Annotated in this window: 15 protein-coding genes and 1 pseudogene; 3 read left to right on the top strand and 13 right to left on the bottom strand. The window is 68.5% G+C overall.

The features are described from left to right. Nucleotides 1-138 precede the first annotated feature (138 nt). From A6A27_RS41790 to A6A27_RS41780, 3 genes are all read right to left on the bottom strand, one after another. Nucleotides 139-336, bottom strand: a complete 198-nt coding sequence (locus tag A6A27_RS41790) for an NINE protein (RefSeq protein WP_073840187.1) — start codon at nt 334-336, stop codon at nt 139-141. A gap of 116 nt (nt 337-452) precedes the next feature. Next, nucleotides 453-656, bottom strand: coding sequence for a DUF397 domain-containing protein (locus A6A27_RS41785; protein ID WP_073840186.1), 204 nt, complete (start codon nt 654-656; stop codon nt 453-455). Next, nucleotides 649-1539 carry a helix-turn-helix domain-containing protein gene (locus A6A27_RS41780; protein ID WP_073840185.1) on the bottom strand — a complete coding sequence of 297 codons (891 nt, stop codon included), beginning with the start codon at nt 1537-1539 and terminating at the stop codon, nt 649-651. Before A6A27_RS41780 ends, A6A27_RS41785 begins: the two co-directional genes overlap by 8 nt. Before the next feature lie 346 nt (nt 1540-1885). Here A6A27_RS41780 and A6A27_RS47925 point away from each other — a divergent pair, with 346 nt between their 5' ends. Beyond that, nucleotides 1886-2101 carry a hypothetical protein gene (locus tag A6A27_RS47925; RefSeq protein WP_443190048.1) on the top strand — a complete coding sequence of 72 codons (216 nt, stop codon included), beginning with the start codon at nt 1886-1888 and terminating at the stop codon, nt 2099-2101. 325 nt (nt 2102-2426) lie between these two features. After that, nucleotides 2427-2837 carry a DUF2267 domain-containing protein gene (locus A6A27_RS41770; protein ID WP_073840183.1) on the top strand — a complete coding sequence of 137 codons (411 nt, stop codon included), beginning with the start codon at nt 2427-2429 and terminating at the stop codon, nt 2835-2837. 196 nt (nt 2838-3033) lie between these two features. Here the strand turns inward: A6A27_RS41770 and A6A27_RS41765 are convergent, their stop codons facing one another. The 10 genes from A6A27_RS41765 to A6A27_RS41720 form a co-directional block, all read right to left on the bottom strand. Further along, on the bottom strand, nt 3034-3330 hold the full coding sequence (locus A6A27_RS41765; RefSeq protein ID WP_073840182.1) for a GYD domain-containing protein: 297 nt from the start codon (nt 3328-3330) through the stop codon (nt 3034-3036). 315 nt (nt 3331-3645) lie between these two features. Then, complete coding sequence (locus tag A6A27_RS41760; protein WP_241825724.1) at nt 3646-5994, bottom strand: WD40/YVTN/BNR-like repeat-containing protein; 2349 nt, start codon at nt 5992-5994, stop codon at nt 3646-3648. Nucleotides 5995-6177: 183 nt separating this feature from the next. Further along, complete coding sequence (locus A6A27_RS41755) at nt 6178-6648, bottom strand: hypothetical protein (protein WP_143194459.1); 471 nt, start codon at nt 6646-6648, stop codon at nt 6178-6180. An 18-nt stretch (nt 6649-6666) separates the two neighbouring features. Next, the gene (locus tag A6A27_RS41750; protein ID WP_073840179.1) at nt 6667-7548 is read right to left on the bottom strand and encodes a carbohydrate ABC transporter permease; all 882 of its coding nucleotides are present in this window, start codon (nt 7546-7548) and stop codon (nt 6667-6669) included. Then, a complete protein-coding gene (locus A6A27_RS41745) occupies nt 7545-8558 on the bottom strand; it encodes an ABC transporter ATP-binding protein (protein WP_241825723.1) in 1014 nt (337 codons plus the stop codon). The genes A6A27_RS41750 and A6A27_RS41745 overlap by 4 nt, the downstream gene beginning before the upstream one ends. Beyond that, nucleotides 8555-9829, bottom strand: coding sequence for an ABC transporter substrate-binding protein (locus A6A27_RS41740; protein ID WP_158074151.1), 1275 nt, complete (start codon nt 9827-9829; stop codon nt 8555-8557). Before A6A27_RS41740 ends, A6A27_RS41745 begins: the two co-directional genes overlap by 4 nt. Nucleotides 9830-9849: 20 nt before the next feature. After that, nucleotides 9850-10671: a carbohydrate ABC transporter permease gene (locus tag A6A27_RS41735; protein ID WP_073840177.1), complete on the bottom strand. Its 822-nt coding sequence runs from the start codon at nt 10669-10671 to the stop codon at nt 9850-9852. An 855-nt stretch (nt 10672-11526) separates the two neighbouring features. Continuing rightward, a complete protein-coding gene (locus A6A27_RS41730; RefSeq protein WP_073840176.1) occupies nt 11527-12018 on the bottom strand; it encodes a hypothetical protein in 492 nt (163 codons plus the stop codon). Between the two features lie 364 nt (nt 12019-12382). Continuing rightward, nucleotides 12383-12634, bottom strand: coding sequence for a hypothetical protein (locus tag A6A27_RS41725; RefSeq protein ID WP_073840175.1), 252 nt, complete (start codon nt 12632-12634; stop codon nt 12383-12385). Nucleotides 12635-12766: 132 nt separating this feature from the next. After that, nucleotides 12767-13363: a TetR/AcrR family transcriptional regulator gene (locus tag A6A27_RS41720; protein WP_073840174.1), complete on the bottom strand. Its 597-nt coding sequence runs from the start codon at nt 13361-13363 to the stop codon at nt 12767-12769. A 47-nt stretch (nt 13364-13410) separates the two neighbouring features. Between A6A27_RS41720 and A6A27_RS46740 the strand changes: the two are divergent. Then, a pseudogene (locus A6A27_RS46740) lies at nt 13411-13956 on the top strand (GNAT family N-acetyltransferase); the annotation flags it as partial. Nucleotides 13957-14644: the final 688 nt, after the last annotated feature.

Below are 14644 nucleotides of genomic sequence, written 5' to 3'. Positions count from 1 at the left end.
GATGGCAGCCATCGTTTAACACCAGTCACCTAGGCCGCCAGCAGAGGACCCAGGACGAGATACGCGATCCACGTCAGCGGCATCGTGACGATGCCGACGAACGCGAAGATGAGGAAGAAAGTTGACCCAGAACAGCCCTCAGAAGGAGAGCATGAGGGCAATGCCCGCGCCCGTTCGGCCAGCGTAGAGGTTGCCTACCCCGAATATGCCGAGGAGCCCGAGCACCAGTTCCAGCGCGCCAGCTACGCCGGCCGACTTCTGTGGCACCACGGGCACGGGGAAGGGGACGTGGATCGGGGCAGGGAACGGCCGGCCGTACGGGTCCTGATAGGTCACGGTGCGAGTATCAGCTCGATGATCAGGCGGGGTAACCCTCCGATCGGTCCCGTCGATGGGACCGGCGGGCGGGTGTTCGTGTCCGCTCGGGAATTTGACGCTGTCATTCGATGAAGTCAGTGCCGAAGCATCCGAGTCTGGACGGCAACCACAAACTCACCCCAGATCGTCGGTCCGAAGATCAGGGCGGTCCCGGCCGGGTCCTTAGAGTCGCGTACGGCGACGATGTCGGGGAGGTTGGTGGCGACCTCGACGCAGTTGCCGCCGTTGCCGCCGCTGCGGTTGCTCTTGCGCCAGACGGCGCCGGCCAGGTCAATCATGCCGTACCTCCCCGATGATCTTCTTGATCATGTCGGTCGATTGTGCCTCATCAAGGGCCAGCGCCTCCAGGCTCTTCCACGCGGCTCGATATGCGGCCAGCTCCTCCGGCTTGTCGAGGTAGATGGCACTGGTGAGCGACTCGCTGTAGGCGACGGACGGCTCCGGTGCGGCCCGACCGCCCTTCGGGGCGGGGAAGTCCAGAATCACGAAGGAGCCGGCGACCGCTCCCGAGTGTGGTCCGACGGCGAACGGGAGCACCCGCACTGACACGTTCGGCAGCTCCGCGGCCTCGATGAGCCGGCTGAGCTGACCGACCATGACACTACGGTTGCCGACGGCGCGGCGAAGCACCGCTTCCGACAGCACCGCGTCCAGTCGAGGCGGCTTCGGCAGCCGTCGGCTCAGCAGGCCCTGCCGCTGCAACCGCACCTCGACCGCCCGCTCCCGTTCCTCTTCGGTGACAGACGGGCGGTCGAGTCGAGCCAGCCCGAGGGTATACTCACGCGTCTGCAGCAGGCCGGGGATCAGTGTCTCCTCGTACTGGCGCAGGTGGGCAGCGGCGGATTCCAGGCCGACGTACAGTTCGAACCAGCTCGGCACCGCGTCTCCGTACGCGTGCCACCAGCCCTTCGACTTCGTCTCCGCGGCCAGCCCCTTCATCGCATCGGTCATCTCCGCCGGCACCCCGTACAGCTCGCACATCGCCTTGACGTCGAGTACCCGGACGGCGCCCAGGCCGCACTCGATGCGCCAAATCTTTTGCCGGCTGTATTCGAGGGCCTCGGCGGCGGCGTCCAGGGTCACGCCGGCCTCGGTGCGGTACTGGCGCAGCAGCCGGCCGAGCTGCCGGCGTGGCACGGTCGATCCGATGTCCTCGGCCATCCGAGCACTCCTTGATTTCATCCTGCAACACTGCGTGACGTCGCTGTGTAACACGTACAGGTTTCAGTAAAGAAAGTCAATACATCTGGCGAGAAATCCGCTGTGGAACGTTGCGCTGTTGGTTCGCGGTGTCACAAGCTGACCACAAGAGCCGTGCTGCCGTACCGCTGAGTGGAGCTGCGGCGGCAGGGCCGGGGTGGGTCCGCCTGTGCGGGGAGGGCGGGTGGCCCCACCCCATCCACCCGCGACCTGCGAGGGAGCCTGGCGGGATGACCGCCCGCAACCAGCGACCGGCCCGGGGGAGCGGAGCTGCCTACCGCTCCAGCACGTACACGAGTCTGCTGCCGTGGCAGGTGCGCGAGCGCCGCTTCAGGGCGATCGGGCTCGGACGCCCCGGCCTGAACCCCGACGACGTGTACGCGTTCCTCGACGGGTCGCCGGCGACCTGGCCGCCGTCTACGCCGCCCTGGCCGCCATGTGTGACCTGCTCATGCCCGGTGGCCAGGGCTGCCTGCTCCGCGCCGACCACGACGTCCCTGCGTCCGGCCGGCTACGCCGCTGACTCGGCCGTATGCCTATCCGGCACCTCACGGTGGGCCCACCGCTGGCGGCAGGCGGCTGGCAGGCCCGTCGAGCACCTTGATGACTTCGTCGTCGGGTGACCTCGGAGCCGCACCGGCGGAGCTTCGCCAACAGCTCGCCCGCCTGTCCCGCTCCGTCGGGGTGTCGAGGATGTCGCCGCAGGGCGCCTTGGCGATTCACCCGATGGGGATGAGGCAGGGTCACCCACCGGCAGAGCAGGCTGTTGGCAAGGCGCTGCGGCGCATTTGGGGTCAGGGGCTCCGCAACTGGCGGTTCGACGGCGATCCGGCCGGAGAGGAGATCAGATGGAATACCAGGATTTCATCAACGCAGTGGCCACGCGGGCAAAGGTGTCGACCGATCAGGCGGCGACACTCACCGGCGCGACGTTGGAGATATTGGCAGATCGGATCAGCGCCGGCCAGGCTGAGGACCTTGCCTATCAGCTTCCGGACGAGCTGGCCGATCATCTGCGCAGACCGCTTGGACGGGAACGGGCCACGTCGTTCGGGTTCGACGAGTTCGTGCGGCGGGTGGGGGACCGCCCGGACGTCGACCGTGCGCTCGCCGGTGCCGTTGTCCCCGCGGTGCTCAGCACGCTACGTGAGGCTGTTTCCCGTGACGAGTTCGAGAATGCGATGGCCCAGCTTTCGAAGGAGTTCTGGCAGGTGATCGAACCGGTGGGTGCCGGTGGCGGGCGGCGCCCCGGCTCATAGCCCCAGCGACGGGACATCGGCGGCGACCCAGCGGCACGTCATCCACCTGCCGGTCGCCGCGGACCTGCCGGCCGCGCAGCGCCTGGCCTGATGGCCGCGGTTGCCCGCATCGTCCGACTCCCCAAATGCTCGTCACCGGGTATACAGTCGATTGCGGATGTACGAGTTCCACCTGTCGTAGGCAGTGTGGAAGGCCTTAGCCAGCGGCTTTGGCGATGATGCGATCCATCTCCTCTCGACCGAAGGCCCGCAGGGTCGTGGTACGGACGTTGCCCGCCTCGCCGAGCTGCAGGAACGCCGCGGTAGCTGTTTCGTCGTCGGGTGCCTCGACGACGGCCACGAGGTCGTACAGACCGACGGTCCAGTAAATGTTCAGGAGATTCGCCCCGAGATTCTGGGTCGCTGCGGCGAAGGCCTCGGCGCGCTTCGCGGTGTCCTTGTAGGCTCGGATCCCCTGGTCGGTCCAGTTCAGCAACGCGACATACGTCGGCATAGTCCTTCACCTCCATGAAGAGACCTCATCGTAGGCTAATTCCGGGCATAATGGCCGGAATCCGCATCAAGTGCGCAGCAGAACGAGCGATGCGAGCGATCACAGAATGGACGGCCCCTCCGGCGAGCCAGGCCCAGTCATCTCTTCTGCGGCGGAGCTGGCTAACCTGTCCACCGACGGCTGAATCATCGTGGACGGCAATCGAGCCCGATTCGGCGGGCCAACCCGGGCTCCTGCCAGTGGACGGCAGCAAAGGGTCGGGGCGGGGATCGGAGGCAAGCCTCCAGATCCCCGCCCCGACTACATTTGGCTCGTTTATCCCGCTCGGCACGAGGCGAGCGCCCCCACGACGCCGACGCCCGGCGCGCGCAAGGGGAGCTTGGTCGAGGCCGCGGGGCACCGGGGCACCGCGAGGTCGTAGATGCCCCGACCGAACGAGGCCACACTCAACTGGCGGGTCGGCTCGTGGTAGCGCATGTACATCACGGCCGCGTTCGGCAGATCCGCGCCGAGGGAGGCCCACTCGCCGCCGTTCCAACCGGAGACGTACACCCCGACATCGGTTCCGACCAGCAGCAGCCCGTCCGAGGTCGGTACCACGGAGTTCACCGGCGCGTCGGGCAGGCCGCGGCCGATGTCCGTCCAGGTGCGGCCCCCATCGGCAGTGACCATCACGTGTGGGCGGTCGCTGCCAGACCGGAAGCCGGAGAACGTGGCGTAGGCGATGTTCTTGTCCTTCGGGTGCACCGCGACCCGGGTCACCCACGTACCCGGCAGCTGCGCCTGATCGACCCGGTTCCAGTTCTGCCCGAGGTCGTCGGTCCACCACAGCCGGCCGTCGTCCGTGCCGACGTAGAGCTTGTTTCCGTCGGTCGGGGCGGCCGCGAGCGTGCTGACGGTGCCCCACGGGTAGCCGGACGGGTCGTTGGGGCCGCCACCGGTGAGGTCCGGGCTGATCGCCGTCCACGTACGGCCGTTGTCCGTCGACCGGTTGACGATGTTCCCGGCGTAGTACATGACGTTGGGGTCGCTCGGGTCGAACTGCAGTGGCGTCAGCCAGTTGCGCCGCTGCGACACCGTCTGGCCGGTGCTGATGCTCTGACGAGGCGTCCCACCCGCGTTCTCCGACCGGTAGCAGGCGCCGTACTGGCTGCACCCGAAGACGATGTTCGGGTTCTCGGGGTGGATGATCACCTGGAGGCCGTCACCACAGCCGATGGCGTTCCACGCGCCACCCGGACCGTTGTAGCCGCGGTTGCAGCCGTTGTCCTGCGCGCCGCCGACCTTCAGTACGGGATCGGTTTCCGCGACATCCACCGTGTAGAACTGGGTGTACGGCTCGTGGGTCGACTTCACCCATCCGCTCGCGCCGTTGTTGTCGGACCGGTAGAAGCCGCCGTCGTTGCCCAGGTAGGCCCGGTTGGGGGTCTTCGGGTCCCACCGCAGCACGTGCTGGTCGGCGTGCGGGCCGCCGACGGAGGAGAAGCTCTGCGCGCCGTTGGTCGAGCGCATCAGGTTGACCCCGGTGAGGAAGACGTGGTTGTGATCCTTCGGGTCGACGAAGAGCTTGCCGAACCACCAGCTGAAGGTGGACTGGGATGCCTGGTTGGCGGTGACCGGGGTCTGCGTCCAGGTGTCGCCGCCGTCGTCCGAGCGGTAGAACGCCCGGAACGGGCCGAGGGCCGTGCCGACGTAGGCGTACAGGCGCTGCGGGTTGCTCGGGGCGACCGCCAGCCCCCAACGGCCCTGATCGGCGTCGGTCGGCAGGCCGTTGGTCATCCGCTGCCAGTTCTGGCCGCCGTCGTCGGAACGCCAGATGCTGGAACCGGGGCCGCCGTAGGTGCGCTGGTGCGGCTCACGCCGGTGGTCCCACATCGCCGCATACATGCGAGCCGGGTTGCTCGGGTCGATGACCACCTCGGTCGCGCCGGTGGTGTCGTTCGGCGCGGCAAGAACCTGGCGCCAGGTGTCGCCACCGTTCTCTGAAAGGTAGACGCCCCGCTCACCGCCGGGGACGAACAGGTTGCCGGTCGCCGCGGCGAAGATCCGGTCTTCGTTGCCCGGGTCGATGGCGAAGCGGGCGATCGCGTGGCTGTTCTTCAGGCCGACGTGCTGCCACGTCGCACCCCGGTCGCGGGAGCGGTAGATGCCGTCGCCGCCGAAGGTGATCGAGCCGCCGCCCGGCTGCGGCTCACCGGTGCCGGCGAAGAGCACACCGTTGCTGGTCATGGCGACCGCACCCATGCTCTGGCCCGAGCTGCCCGGCCACGCGGCGGTGAACGTCGCACCGGCGTCGCTGGACTTCCAGATGCCGCCCGAGGCGGCGGCGATGAAGATCTGGTCCTCGACCTGGGTGTCCACCGCGATGTCGACCACCCGGCCGCCGATGTTGGTCGGGCCGAAGAAGCTCCAGTTCCGGTCGGCCAGGTTGCGGTAGACGCTGCGGGTGTGGGCGGCGAGCTGGTTCGCCTCACCGCGTGCCTGTGCGTACTTGGCCGTGGACAGCTCCGTGCTGCCGTCGCTGAGCCGTTGGGCGGTCATCCATTCATCGGGCAGCTCCATCGGCCCGGTCGGCGTGCTCGTGGCCAACGACTCCTGGCCACTGGCGGACGTGAGGGATGCCGTCAGCGCGACCGCGGTAAGCAGCGCCAGGCCTGCTGTCACCGTGAGACCGCGGCGACCTCGTAGGAGGGTTCGATTCATACAGGATCTCTCCCTGTCCGTCGGATGCGACCGGGATGACCGGTCGTCCGTACGGACCTTAGACACGGTGGCGTCAAACGTCACCAAGCATCTGATGGGATTCGCACCGTCGGGTTAGGACAGCTGTTGAGCTGGTCCGGCACCCTAGTCGGTGTGGAACTGCGGCAGCCCCGCGTCGTCGGAGTCCGGGCCCACCACCGCGGTCAGGCTCGTGCCGTCCGCGCAGAGCGCGCCGGCCCGCAGGTACATCCGCCGCTGCGGCGTGCGGATCAGCACCTCAGCCTCGAACGTCTCGTCCTCGGCGCGCAGCAGGTCGATGTCGTCGCGCTTTTCGTAGTGCCCGCGTACGTCCAGTGGGGTCATCCGGACGGTGGCTTCAACCGTTGTCAGCACGCCCTGCTCGACTACCGAGGTGACCCGCGCACCGTCGGGCAGCACCAGTCCAGTGACATCGGCGCTGATCTCGGGGTCGTCGTCGAGCGGCACCCGGTCGCAGCTGGGCAGGTTCGCGAGCATCGCCCGGCCGGGATCGGCGCCGCGGCGTGAGTTCGTGCCGTCGCCGCAGCCGGCGAGCGACGCGACCGCGACGACGAGGGCAACCACCCGGACTCTCACCGAAGCAGGATGTCACGCTCAGCGCAGTACGCGCCAGCGTCGCACCATCAGCAGTTGCAGGGCGATGATGACGGCGGTGACCGCCATGAGCATGATCGTGATGAGCGAACCGTAGGCGAACCCAGAGAACTCGAAGACCTGGTCGAATATGTACACCGGCAGGTACAGCGTGGCATTGGCGGGCCGGCCGTCGGTAAGGACGTACGCCGGGACGAAATTGACCTGCAGGGTGAGGATCGTGTCACGCACCGCGAGTAGCACCAGTACCGGCGCGAGCAGCGGCAGCGTGAGCCGCCGAAGTTGACCGAACGGGCCGCAGCCTTCCAGCGCCGCGGCCTCGTACAGCCGGCCGTCCAGGAGTCGGCGGGCGGCGAGGACCACGATGAATCCCTCCCCGATCGGGAACGCCAGCATGAGGACGACCCCGATCCGCGCGGTGGTCGGATCGGCCAGCCAGGTGTAGCCGGGGTGGCCGAACAGTCCGAGGAGTTGGTTCAGCGGGCCGTACATCGGGTTGAGCACCCAGAGGAACAGCACTGCCAGCGCCACGTCCGGGATGACCGTCGGCAGGTAGACAGCGGCCCGGAACAACCGACCACCCGGGCGCGGTGCGGCCAGTAGCAGCCCGAGCCCCACGGCGGCGAGCAGCCGGACCGGTACCGCCAGCGCCACGTGGAACAGCGACGCCTGCAGACTGTCGAGCAGGAAGCCGTCGGAGAGCAGACGACGGATGTTGGCCAGACCCACGAACTGTGGATCGCGAGTCAGCCCGGTGTGGTCGGTGAAGGCGTAGCCCACGTTGAGCAGGGCGGGAACCGCGATCAGCAACACGACCGCGACGGCGTACGGTGCGAGAAACGCCCAGGCGGTGAGGGGACGTCTGGCCCGGCCAGTCTTCACCGGCGTCGCCCATTGTCGGCTTCGAAGCGGTGGATCCGGCTCGGGTCAGGGCGAAGCCGTACCCGATCGCCCGGCCGCACACCCGGCCGCGGCCCGGTTCGTACCGCCAACCGGGTACCGTCCGCACAGCGCGTGAGCACGATCGCCTCACTGCCAAGCGCCTCCACCGCCTCGACCGTGGCTTCCAGAGGCCCGTCCGCGTCGAGCGCCAGATCCTCCGGCCGTACGCCGAGCGTCACGCCGGCCGTGCCGGCCAGCACGCCCCCACCCGGGACCAGGTTCATCGGTGGACTACCGAGGAAGCCGGCGACGAAGGTGTCGGCCGGCCGGTCGTAGACCTCCTGCGGCCTGCCGACCTGGCGCACCTGCCCGCCGTGCAGCACCGCCACCCGGTCGCCGAGCGTCATCGCCTCCGCCTGGTCGTGTGTGACGTAGATCGTCGCGGTGCCGAGTTCGCGGTGCAGGGCCAGCAGGTCGGCGCGGGTGGCGAAGCGTAGCGGAGCGTCCAGGCTGGCCATCGGCTCGTCGAACAGGTAGACGCGGGGATCGCGCAGGACAGCCCGGGCCAGGGCGACCCGCTGACGCTGCCCGCCGGACATCTGGTCGGGGTAGCGGTCGAGTAGGTCCGCGATGCCCAGGCGCTCGGCGGCCTGCTGCGCCCGCTGGTCGGCCTCGCCGCGTCGGACCCGGCGAACCCGCAGTCCGAAGAGCAGATTGCTGCGCACGGTCAGGTGTGGGTAGAGCGCGTAATCCTGGAAAACCATCGCCACCGCGCGTCGGTGCGGCGGGAGGGCAGCGACATCCTGACCGTTGACGACAATCCGGCCGCCGTCAGGCCGCTCCAGTCCGGCGATCAGGCGCAGGATGGTCGACTTGCCCGAGCCCGACGGTCCGACCAGGGTCAGCAGCTCACCTTCCCGGACGTCCAGGTCGACGCCGGCGAGGGCGGTGACCTTTCCGTACGACTTGGCCAGTGACTCCAGCCGGATCGCGTGGTGCTCGATGCTCACCGTCCGGTTCCCACCTCAAGGGTGAACAGTGGCCGGATCTGCTCCTCCAGTTGGCGTAGTCCTTCCTCGCGCCCAACCCGTCCGTAGAACACCTCTTCGAGAAGTTTATCGGCCTCCCGCTCCACCCGAGCCCAGGTGGCAGTGCGTGGTGTGCTGCGCAGGTGCGGCTCGGCGTCCAGGAAGACACCCGACGAGCGTGGGGGCCGATCCGCGGCGAGAAAAGCGGGGGAGTTGGCGACGTCGAGGCGGGAGGGCACCGTGCGGCCCGACTCGGCGAGAATCTCCTGACCCTGCACCCCCATGGCGAACTCAATGAATCGCCAGGCGGCACTGTGGTCTGACCGGCCCGCGCCCATGCAGTAGGCGTCGCTGTGCAGGATCGAGGCCGGTACGCCTCCTGGCGCCACCGGCAGTGCCGCCGCATCCCACTCGAAACCCTTGATGGTGCGCAGGGTCGGCACCGCCACCCGGCTGTTCAGGTACATGCCCAAGCCGCCGCGCAGGAACCGTGCCTCGCTTGATTCGCTCTGCTCTTCGGCGTCCGGCGGCACCACATGGTGCACCAGTTGGAGGTCGAGGAACCAGTCGAGGGCCTTGCGCGTGGCCGTGTTGCCGGTGAGGGTCAGCGCGGCGGGCTGGTCCGTGTCGTCGACGAGTTCACCACCGTTGGACCACACGAACGGCGCGACGCGGGCGATCGACGGCGCCACGCCAACACCGTACACACCGTCGCCGGTCAATGCCTGCGCCGCCGACAGGAAGTCCGCCCAGCTCCAACCCGCCTGCGGCAGCGGCACGCCCGCCTTGGCGAACAGGTCAGCGTTGTAGTAGACGACCAGCGAAGACATGTTCTGCGGGAGGCAGGTCAACTTCTCCCCGTCGAAGCGGAAGGCCTCCAAAGCTCGCGGGCTGAAGTCCTTTTCCTTCAGCACCTTGCTGCCGTCCAGGTAGGACTGGACGGGCTCGATCGCCTTCTGCGCCGCGAACTGGCCGTAACGGCGGTAGTTCAACAGGAAGACATCAGGGGGATTCCCGCCCGCGAACGACGTGGTCAACCGAGCCATCAGTTCGTCCTGCGTGGCGACCGGGGAAAGGGTGACGTCGACGCCGGGATCAGTCTTCCCGAAGGCGGCGACCAGGCTTCGGTAGCCGGCTATCTCCTCGGCGTTGCCCGCCAACACCACGGTGACGCCCGCCGCGTCGTCCGTGCCACGGGCGCCACCGCAGCCGGCGGCCGAGCCAACCATCAGGGCCGCGGTGGCGAGCGCCACCCACCGCCGTGCACCGCCAGTCATCGGCGACCTCCAGATCTCAAAGCCGTCAACGGGTTGTCGTTCAACAGGATCCGTTGGGCCAGCAGGAACACCGCCGCGCACGGCACGGTCGCGATCACACAGCCAGCCATCAACAACGGCCAGTCGGTGGGATTGAGCAGGCGCAGGAACTGCAAACCCAACGGATAGGTGTAGCGGTCACCGTTGTGCAGATACAGCAGCGGGTCGATGAAGTTGGACCAGTGGAAGGTGAAGGCGAGGACCGCCACCGCCATGGTCGCCGGACGTACCTGGGGCAGGGCCACCCGGCGCCAGACGGTCAGCCACCCCGCGCCTTCCAGCCGAGCCGCCGCCAACTGGGTATCCGGTATGCCGCCGAAACTCCAGGCATACAGCAGCACGAGGAACGGGCTGCCGGCGAGCGCCGCCGGTGCCAGCAGCGGGACATAGGTGTCGACCACGCCGGCCAGCCGGAACAGTTCGAAGCGTGTCGCCCACACCCCGGTGACCGGCACGAGGAGTACCACCAGCAGACCGAAAACCACCCTCCGCCGGGCTGCCGGCGTGAGCAACCGGAGACCGAAGCCGGTCAGCGAGGCCACGAGGACGGTCAACGGAACGGCAAGTGCGACGACCAGCGCCGAGTTCGCCAGGTAGGTGAACAGAGGTATCAGCCTGGGGAGCCGAGCATAGGCGGCCAACGTCGGCTCGGGCGGGAACAGTTCGAACGTGCGTGGCGGGGGCAGGCCGGCCGGTCGCAGTGAGCCAACCACCATCAACCACAGCGGAGCCGCGAACAGCGCCGCGAACAGAGCCGGAACAACAAACCGCCCGATCACGCGAACCCCAGCCGTAGGCCCCGACCCGCGAACGCGCGTCCGCAAACGCACACCAGCCCCTCTTGCCAACGGTCAATACAGCTGCGTGGCTTCGCCTGCCGGCTGACCGCTGCCGACAACCACCGTCCTCCGCGCTGGTCGGAAGCTACCAGGCGGCTGTGCCAAACCTACGAATTGGCGGCTCGCCGATCATCGGGCAGCTGTTGAAGAACAACAGCGGTAGCTCCTACGCCTGTCGCGCTCCCGCCGGCGGCGGTGCCTGCGTCGCGCCGACCGCGCCGGCTCCTGCGCCCGCCGCCTGCGCCGCTGATTCGCCGCGGAGCGACCACGGCACGGCACCGGGCCGGTAAACCAGAAGGTGGACCTTCTCCTGGTCGTCACTGTCCAGGTAGAGCTGCGGCACGGCGCCATGGCGCGGGCGCGCCGTAGACATTGACGGTGTCCGCAGCGGCGATCCTGATGTCCTTTGCCTGCTCGAGAGCGTCCGGGATGCGGCCGGTGTTCCTAACCGTGGCCGTGATCTCGTGCGTCGCGCCGTCGCTCTGGGGCCCTGAGCTTCTTGGCGGTGAGCTCCGTCAGGTCGACCTGCGGCAGCGGCTCGATCAAATACAGGTTGAACCGGGCCTGTGTTCTTGCTGTCGGCGCAAGGTAGGAGGCGACCTGGACGACAATCCCTGGCCGACACCCGAACGTTCGGGTGTCGGCCAGGGACAGATCCAGTCATGGGCGATGGCCTTCGCGGCCCTCCGGGCAGGAACCCGGCAGGGCCGTGTCACACCGGCCACGAGGGGCTCGCGGCGTGGGATTCCACCTCCACGCCCACGGCTCCCGCCTCGCTGGAGACGATCCGGAAAGTCAGTCCGAGCCAGGATCGCTTGGTTGACCAGAGACGCTGGGGCTAGGTGTCCCGCCGGTCGCCGGGCAGGTCTGCGCCAGGTCGAATGTTCCATCGGTGCCCGTGATCACCGCCGTGGCGTTGGTGAGGGAGAACGGATTCACCAGCGCGCCGGATGAGGACAGGCCGGCCGGCGTCCTGATCCACGCCCTGTCGCCGACGATCGCGCGGTCAGCGGCAGGCGTGGTCGTGATGCTCTCCGTGACGGGGCCACCCTCCGTGGCGAACTCGATGGTCAGTGAGGTGAAGGTGCCCTGCTGCATCGCAGCAGGCAGGGCGAAGACCCAGACGTCCTCCGCCTGGAAGGGGCCACCACCGAGACTCGGGTCGCACCTGTGAGTGCCGAACGCGGCCGCCGTCGTGCCGGTGTCCGCCGGATTGATGTTGATCGTCGTGCCACCCCCAGCCCACGCTGGTGCGGCGGAACCCAGGCCGATCGCGGCGGCCAGCATGGTGGCCCCTGCAAGGCGGGTGACTGATGGTTTGGTCAACAAAATCCCCCCCAGAAGACGTAACCCTGTCAATAGCTTTGTGAACTGGGCGCGACCCGGTGCCAGGTAACCACGGATGACGGATGCCGATTGCCAGAATCCAGCTCTTCCCTCCGAGGCCAGAGGGCTGTGATACGCGATGTGCCAGCTGCGACGCCGGGAGATTCGCTGATGTCCGGAGTCCGGCGCTGCCTGCTCCGCGCCGACCACCACGGCGCCAATCCCGGCGAACAGCACAGAGGCGCCGAAAGCGCAGTCGAGTAGCACCTCCTCGACCCGGTAGCGCCCTGGCGACCGCCCCTCCGCAGCCCACGGCCGGGCCGGCTCAGAGCAGCGGTTGGAGGAGCCGGTGCGGGCGCTGCCGCAGCGCGACGCCGACCGGGTCCTGGCGCGGCTCGGCCGGGATGCCCGGGCCGGGATGGGCCTCGACATCGCCGGGTGGCACGTCGACCTGACCGCAGGTCGGGCAGCGGCTGTCCGGGTCGAGTTCGGCGCCGCACACGGCGTGCCGGAAGGTCCGCAGCGGCTCGCCGGTGGCGAAGTGCCGCTCGTCCCAGCGCATCAGCGGGTGGATCACGGACCAGAGAGCTCGCCGGCCGCTTGCCGGCCCCAACTCAAGTTCCGATCACCGTGGTCGGTCATTGCGCAGCTGTAATGCTCAAGCGCAATTGACTCCCTGCCGCTGGCGAGTGCCGGCGCGAGTAGATGGTTATGCGGTTTCGCGGGTGAGCGCTGCGAGGAAGTCGTCGACGAGCCGGGTCTGTGTCGCGGCCGGCAGCCGTTCGGGGTCGAAAAGCGCCTGGACCACCAGGCCGTGGGTGAACGACAGCACCATAGTCGCGAGCCGGCCGGGATCCACGTCAGGAATTTCGCCCAACTGCTGTGCTTCCTCGATGGAGGTGCGCAGGCCTGCGCGGATACGTTCGTAGCGAAGGCTCTGGGCGGCGAACAGGTCGGGGTCGGACAGGGCGACGTCCCAGGAGCCGACCCAGATCCGGTTCATCGCCGCTGCGGCGGGGGTCAGCGGGAGGATGTTGAGCATCTGCGTGCGCAGCGCCGCCAGTCCGGGTGCGGGAGCGGCCCGCCGAGGGCGGTGCGCGGTGCGCTCCTCGAGGATGTCGAGGGCGTGGGCGATCAGTTCGCGCTTGCCCGCGAAGTAGTGGGTGACCAGCCCGGTCGAGGAGCCCAGGGCTGCCGCTACGGCGCGCATGGTGAGGCCGCCGAAGCCGTGCTCGGCCAGGACCTGCCAAACCGCCTCCGAGACGTCCTGGCGGCGGGAGTCATGGTCGGTGCGTGCGGGGCTCATGGCCTGCTAGCGTACATGCCAAACGTTTGTTATGTACGGAGGTCATGATGTTCGCGCTGCCCCTCGCCGACTCGGCCGTACTGCGCCCACTCGAACCGTGGCAGGCCGAGGAGTTCCTCGCACACCTGGACCGGGCGCGCGAGCACATCGCGCCGTGGGTCTCGCCCGCCTTCGTCGCCCGCGACGTCGGCGAGGCCCGCGCGGTGCTGCAGCGTTACGCGGACAAGAGGGCTCAGGACGGAGGCGGCATCTGGGGCATCTGGCTGGACGGCCGCCTGGTCGGCGGGGTCATGTTCGTCTCCTTCGACACCGCGCTGCGCGTCTGCGAAGCGGGCTGCTGGCTTGAGCCCGGCGCACAGGGCCGCGGGCTGATCACCCGCGCCGCAGAGCGGATCATTGGCTGGGCCGTGGAAGAACGCGGCATTGCTCGCGTCGAATGGCGCACCAACGCGCGCAACGAGCGCAGCATCGCAGTCGCGCAGCGGCTGGGCATGAGCCGCGAAGGAACGCTGCGCCAGGTCTACCCGGACGGCGCGGGCGGACGGATCGACCTCGAGATCTGGTCCGTGCTGGCCGACGAGTGGCAGGCCCGCCACGCCGGCCGACCGGCCCCTCTCGCCTCCACGGGCATCATGTCCGCTGCTGTGAAGGCCGAACTCGACGGCCTCATGACCACCTTCCTGGGCGCCTTCGCCAACCCCGGCGGCGCCAGGCCGAACGTCGAGGCGATCTACGAGGTGTTCATCCCCGAAGGGAGGATCATCAACAGTGTGGGTGCGACCCCGGTGGTCTACGACCTGTGCCAGTTCGTCGAACCTCGCGAGAAGATCCTCACTGACGGGACGCTGACCGAGTTCCGGGAATGGGAGACCTCGGAGACCACCGAAATCTACGGCGCGATCGCCCACCGGTTCAGCGAGTACCACAAGTCCGGCTACCTCAACGGCGAGTGGTTCGAGGGCCGGGGCGTGAAGACGACCCAGTTCGTCAAAACCCCGTCGGGCTGGAAATTGAGCTCGCTGGCCTGGGATGACGACCCCGCCTTCGAGGCCGCCGCGACAGATTCTTGAGCGCGACGGAGCACGGAAGCGGCTGCCGCGGCCGGCCCGGCCGGGACCGGGGCGGCCCTACCGGATGTTTCCGGTGTGGCCGAGGGAGTAGCGGCCGGGTTGGGGCCAGATGGTGAGGCCGTGTGGTCCGCGGCCGACGGGGATTCGGGCTAGCAGTTTGCCGTTGTCGGTGTTCAGGACGTATACCTCGTCGTGGTAGCGGCCGGAGAGC

This window comes from Micromonospora sp. CB01531 (assembly GCF_001905095.1).
In the GTDB taxonomy this organism is placed as follows: Bacteria; Actinomycetota; Actinomycetes; order Mycobacteriales; family Micromonosporaceae; genus Micromonospora.
Note: the sequence above shows the minus strand (reverse complement) of the source record. Positions and strands in the feature narration are given on the sequence as shown.

Excerpts from the sequence above, each read along its gene's own strand:
- A6A27_RS41785 (WP_073840186.1), bottom strand. The coding sequence starts at position 656 with ATGATTGACCTGGCCGGCGCCGTCTGGCGCAAGAGCAACCGCAGCGGC.
- A6A27_RS41780 (WP_073840185.1), bottom strand. The coding sequence starts at position 1,539 with ATGGCCGAGGACATCGGATCGACCGTGCCACGCCGGCAGCTCGGCCGG.
- A6A27_RS41770 (WP_073840183.1), top strand. The coding sequence starts at position 2,427 with ATGGAATACCAGGATTTCATCAACGCAGTGGCCACGCGGGCAAAGGTG.
- A6A27_RS41765 (WP_073840182.1), bottom strand. The coding sequence starts at position 3,330 with ATGCCGACGTATGTCGCGTTGCTGAACTGGACCGACCAGGGGATCCGA.
- A6A27_RS41730 (WP_073840176.1), bottom strand. The coding sequence starts at position 12,018 with ATGCTGGCCGCCGCGATCGGCCTGGGTTCCGCCGCACCAGCGTGGGCT.
- A6A27_RS41720 (WP_073840174.1), bottom strand. The coding sequence starts at position 13,363 with ATGAGCCCCGCACGCACCGACCATGACTCCCGCCGCCAGGACGTCTCG.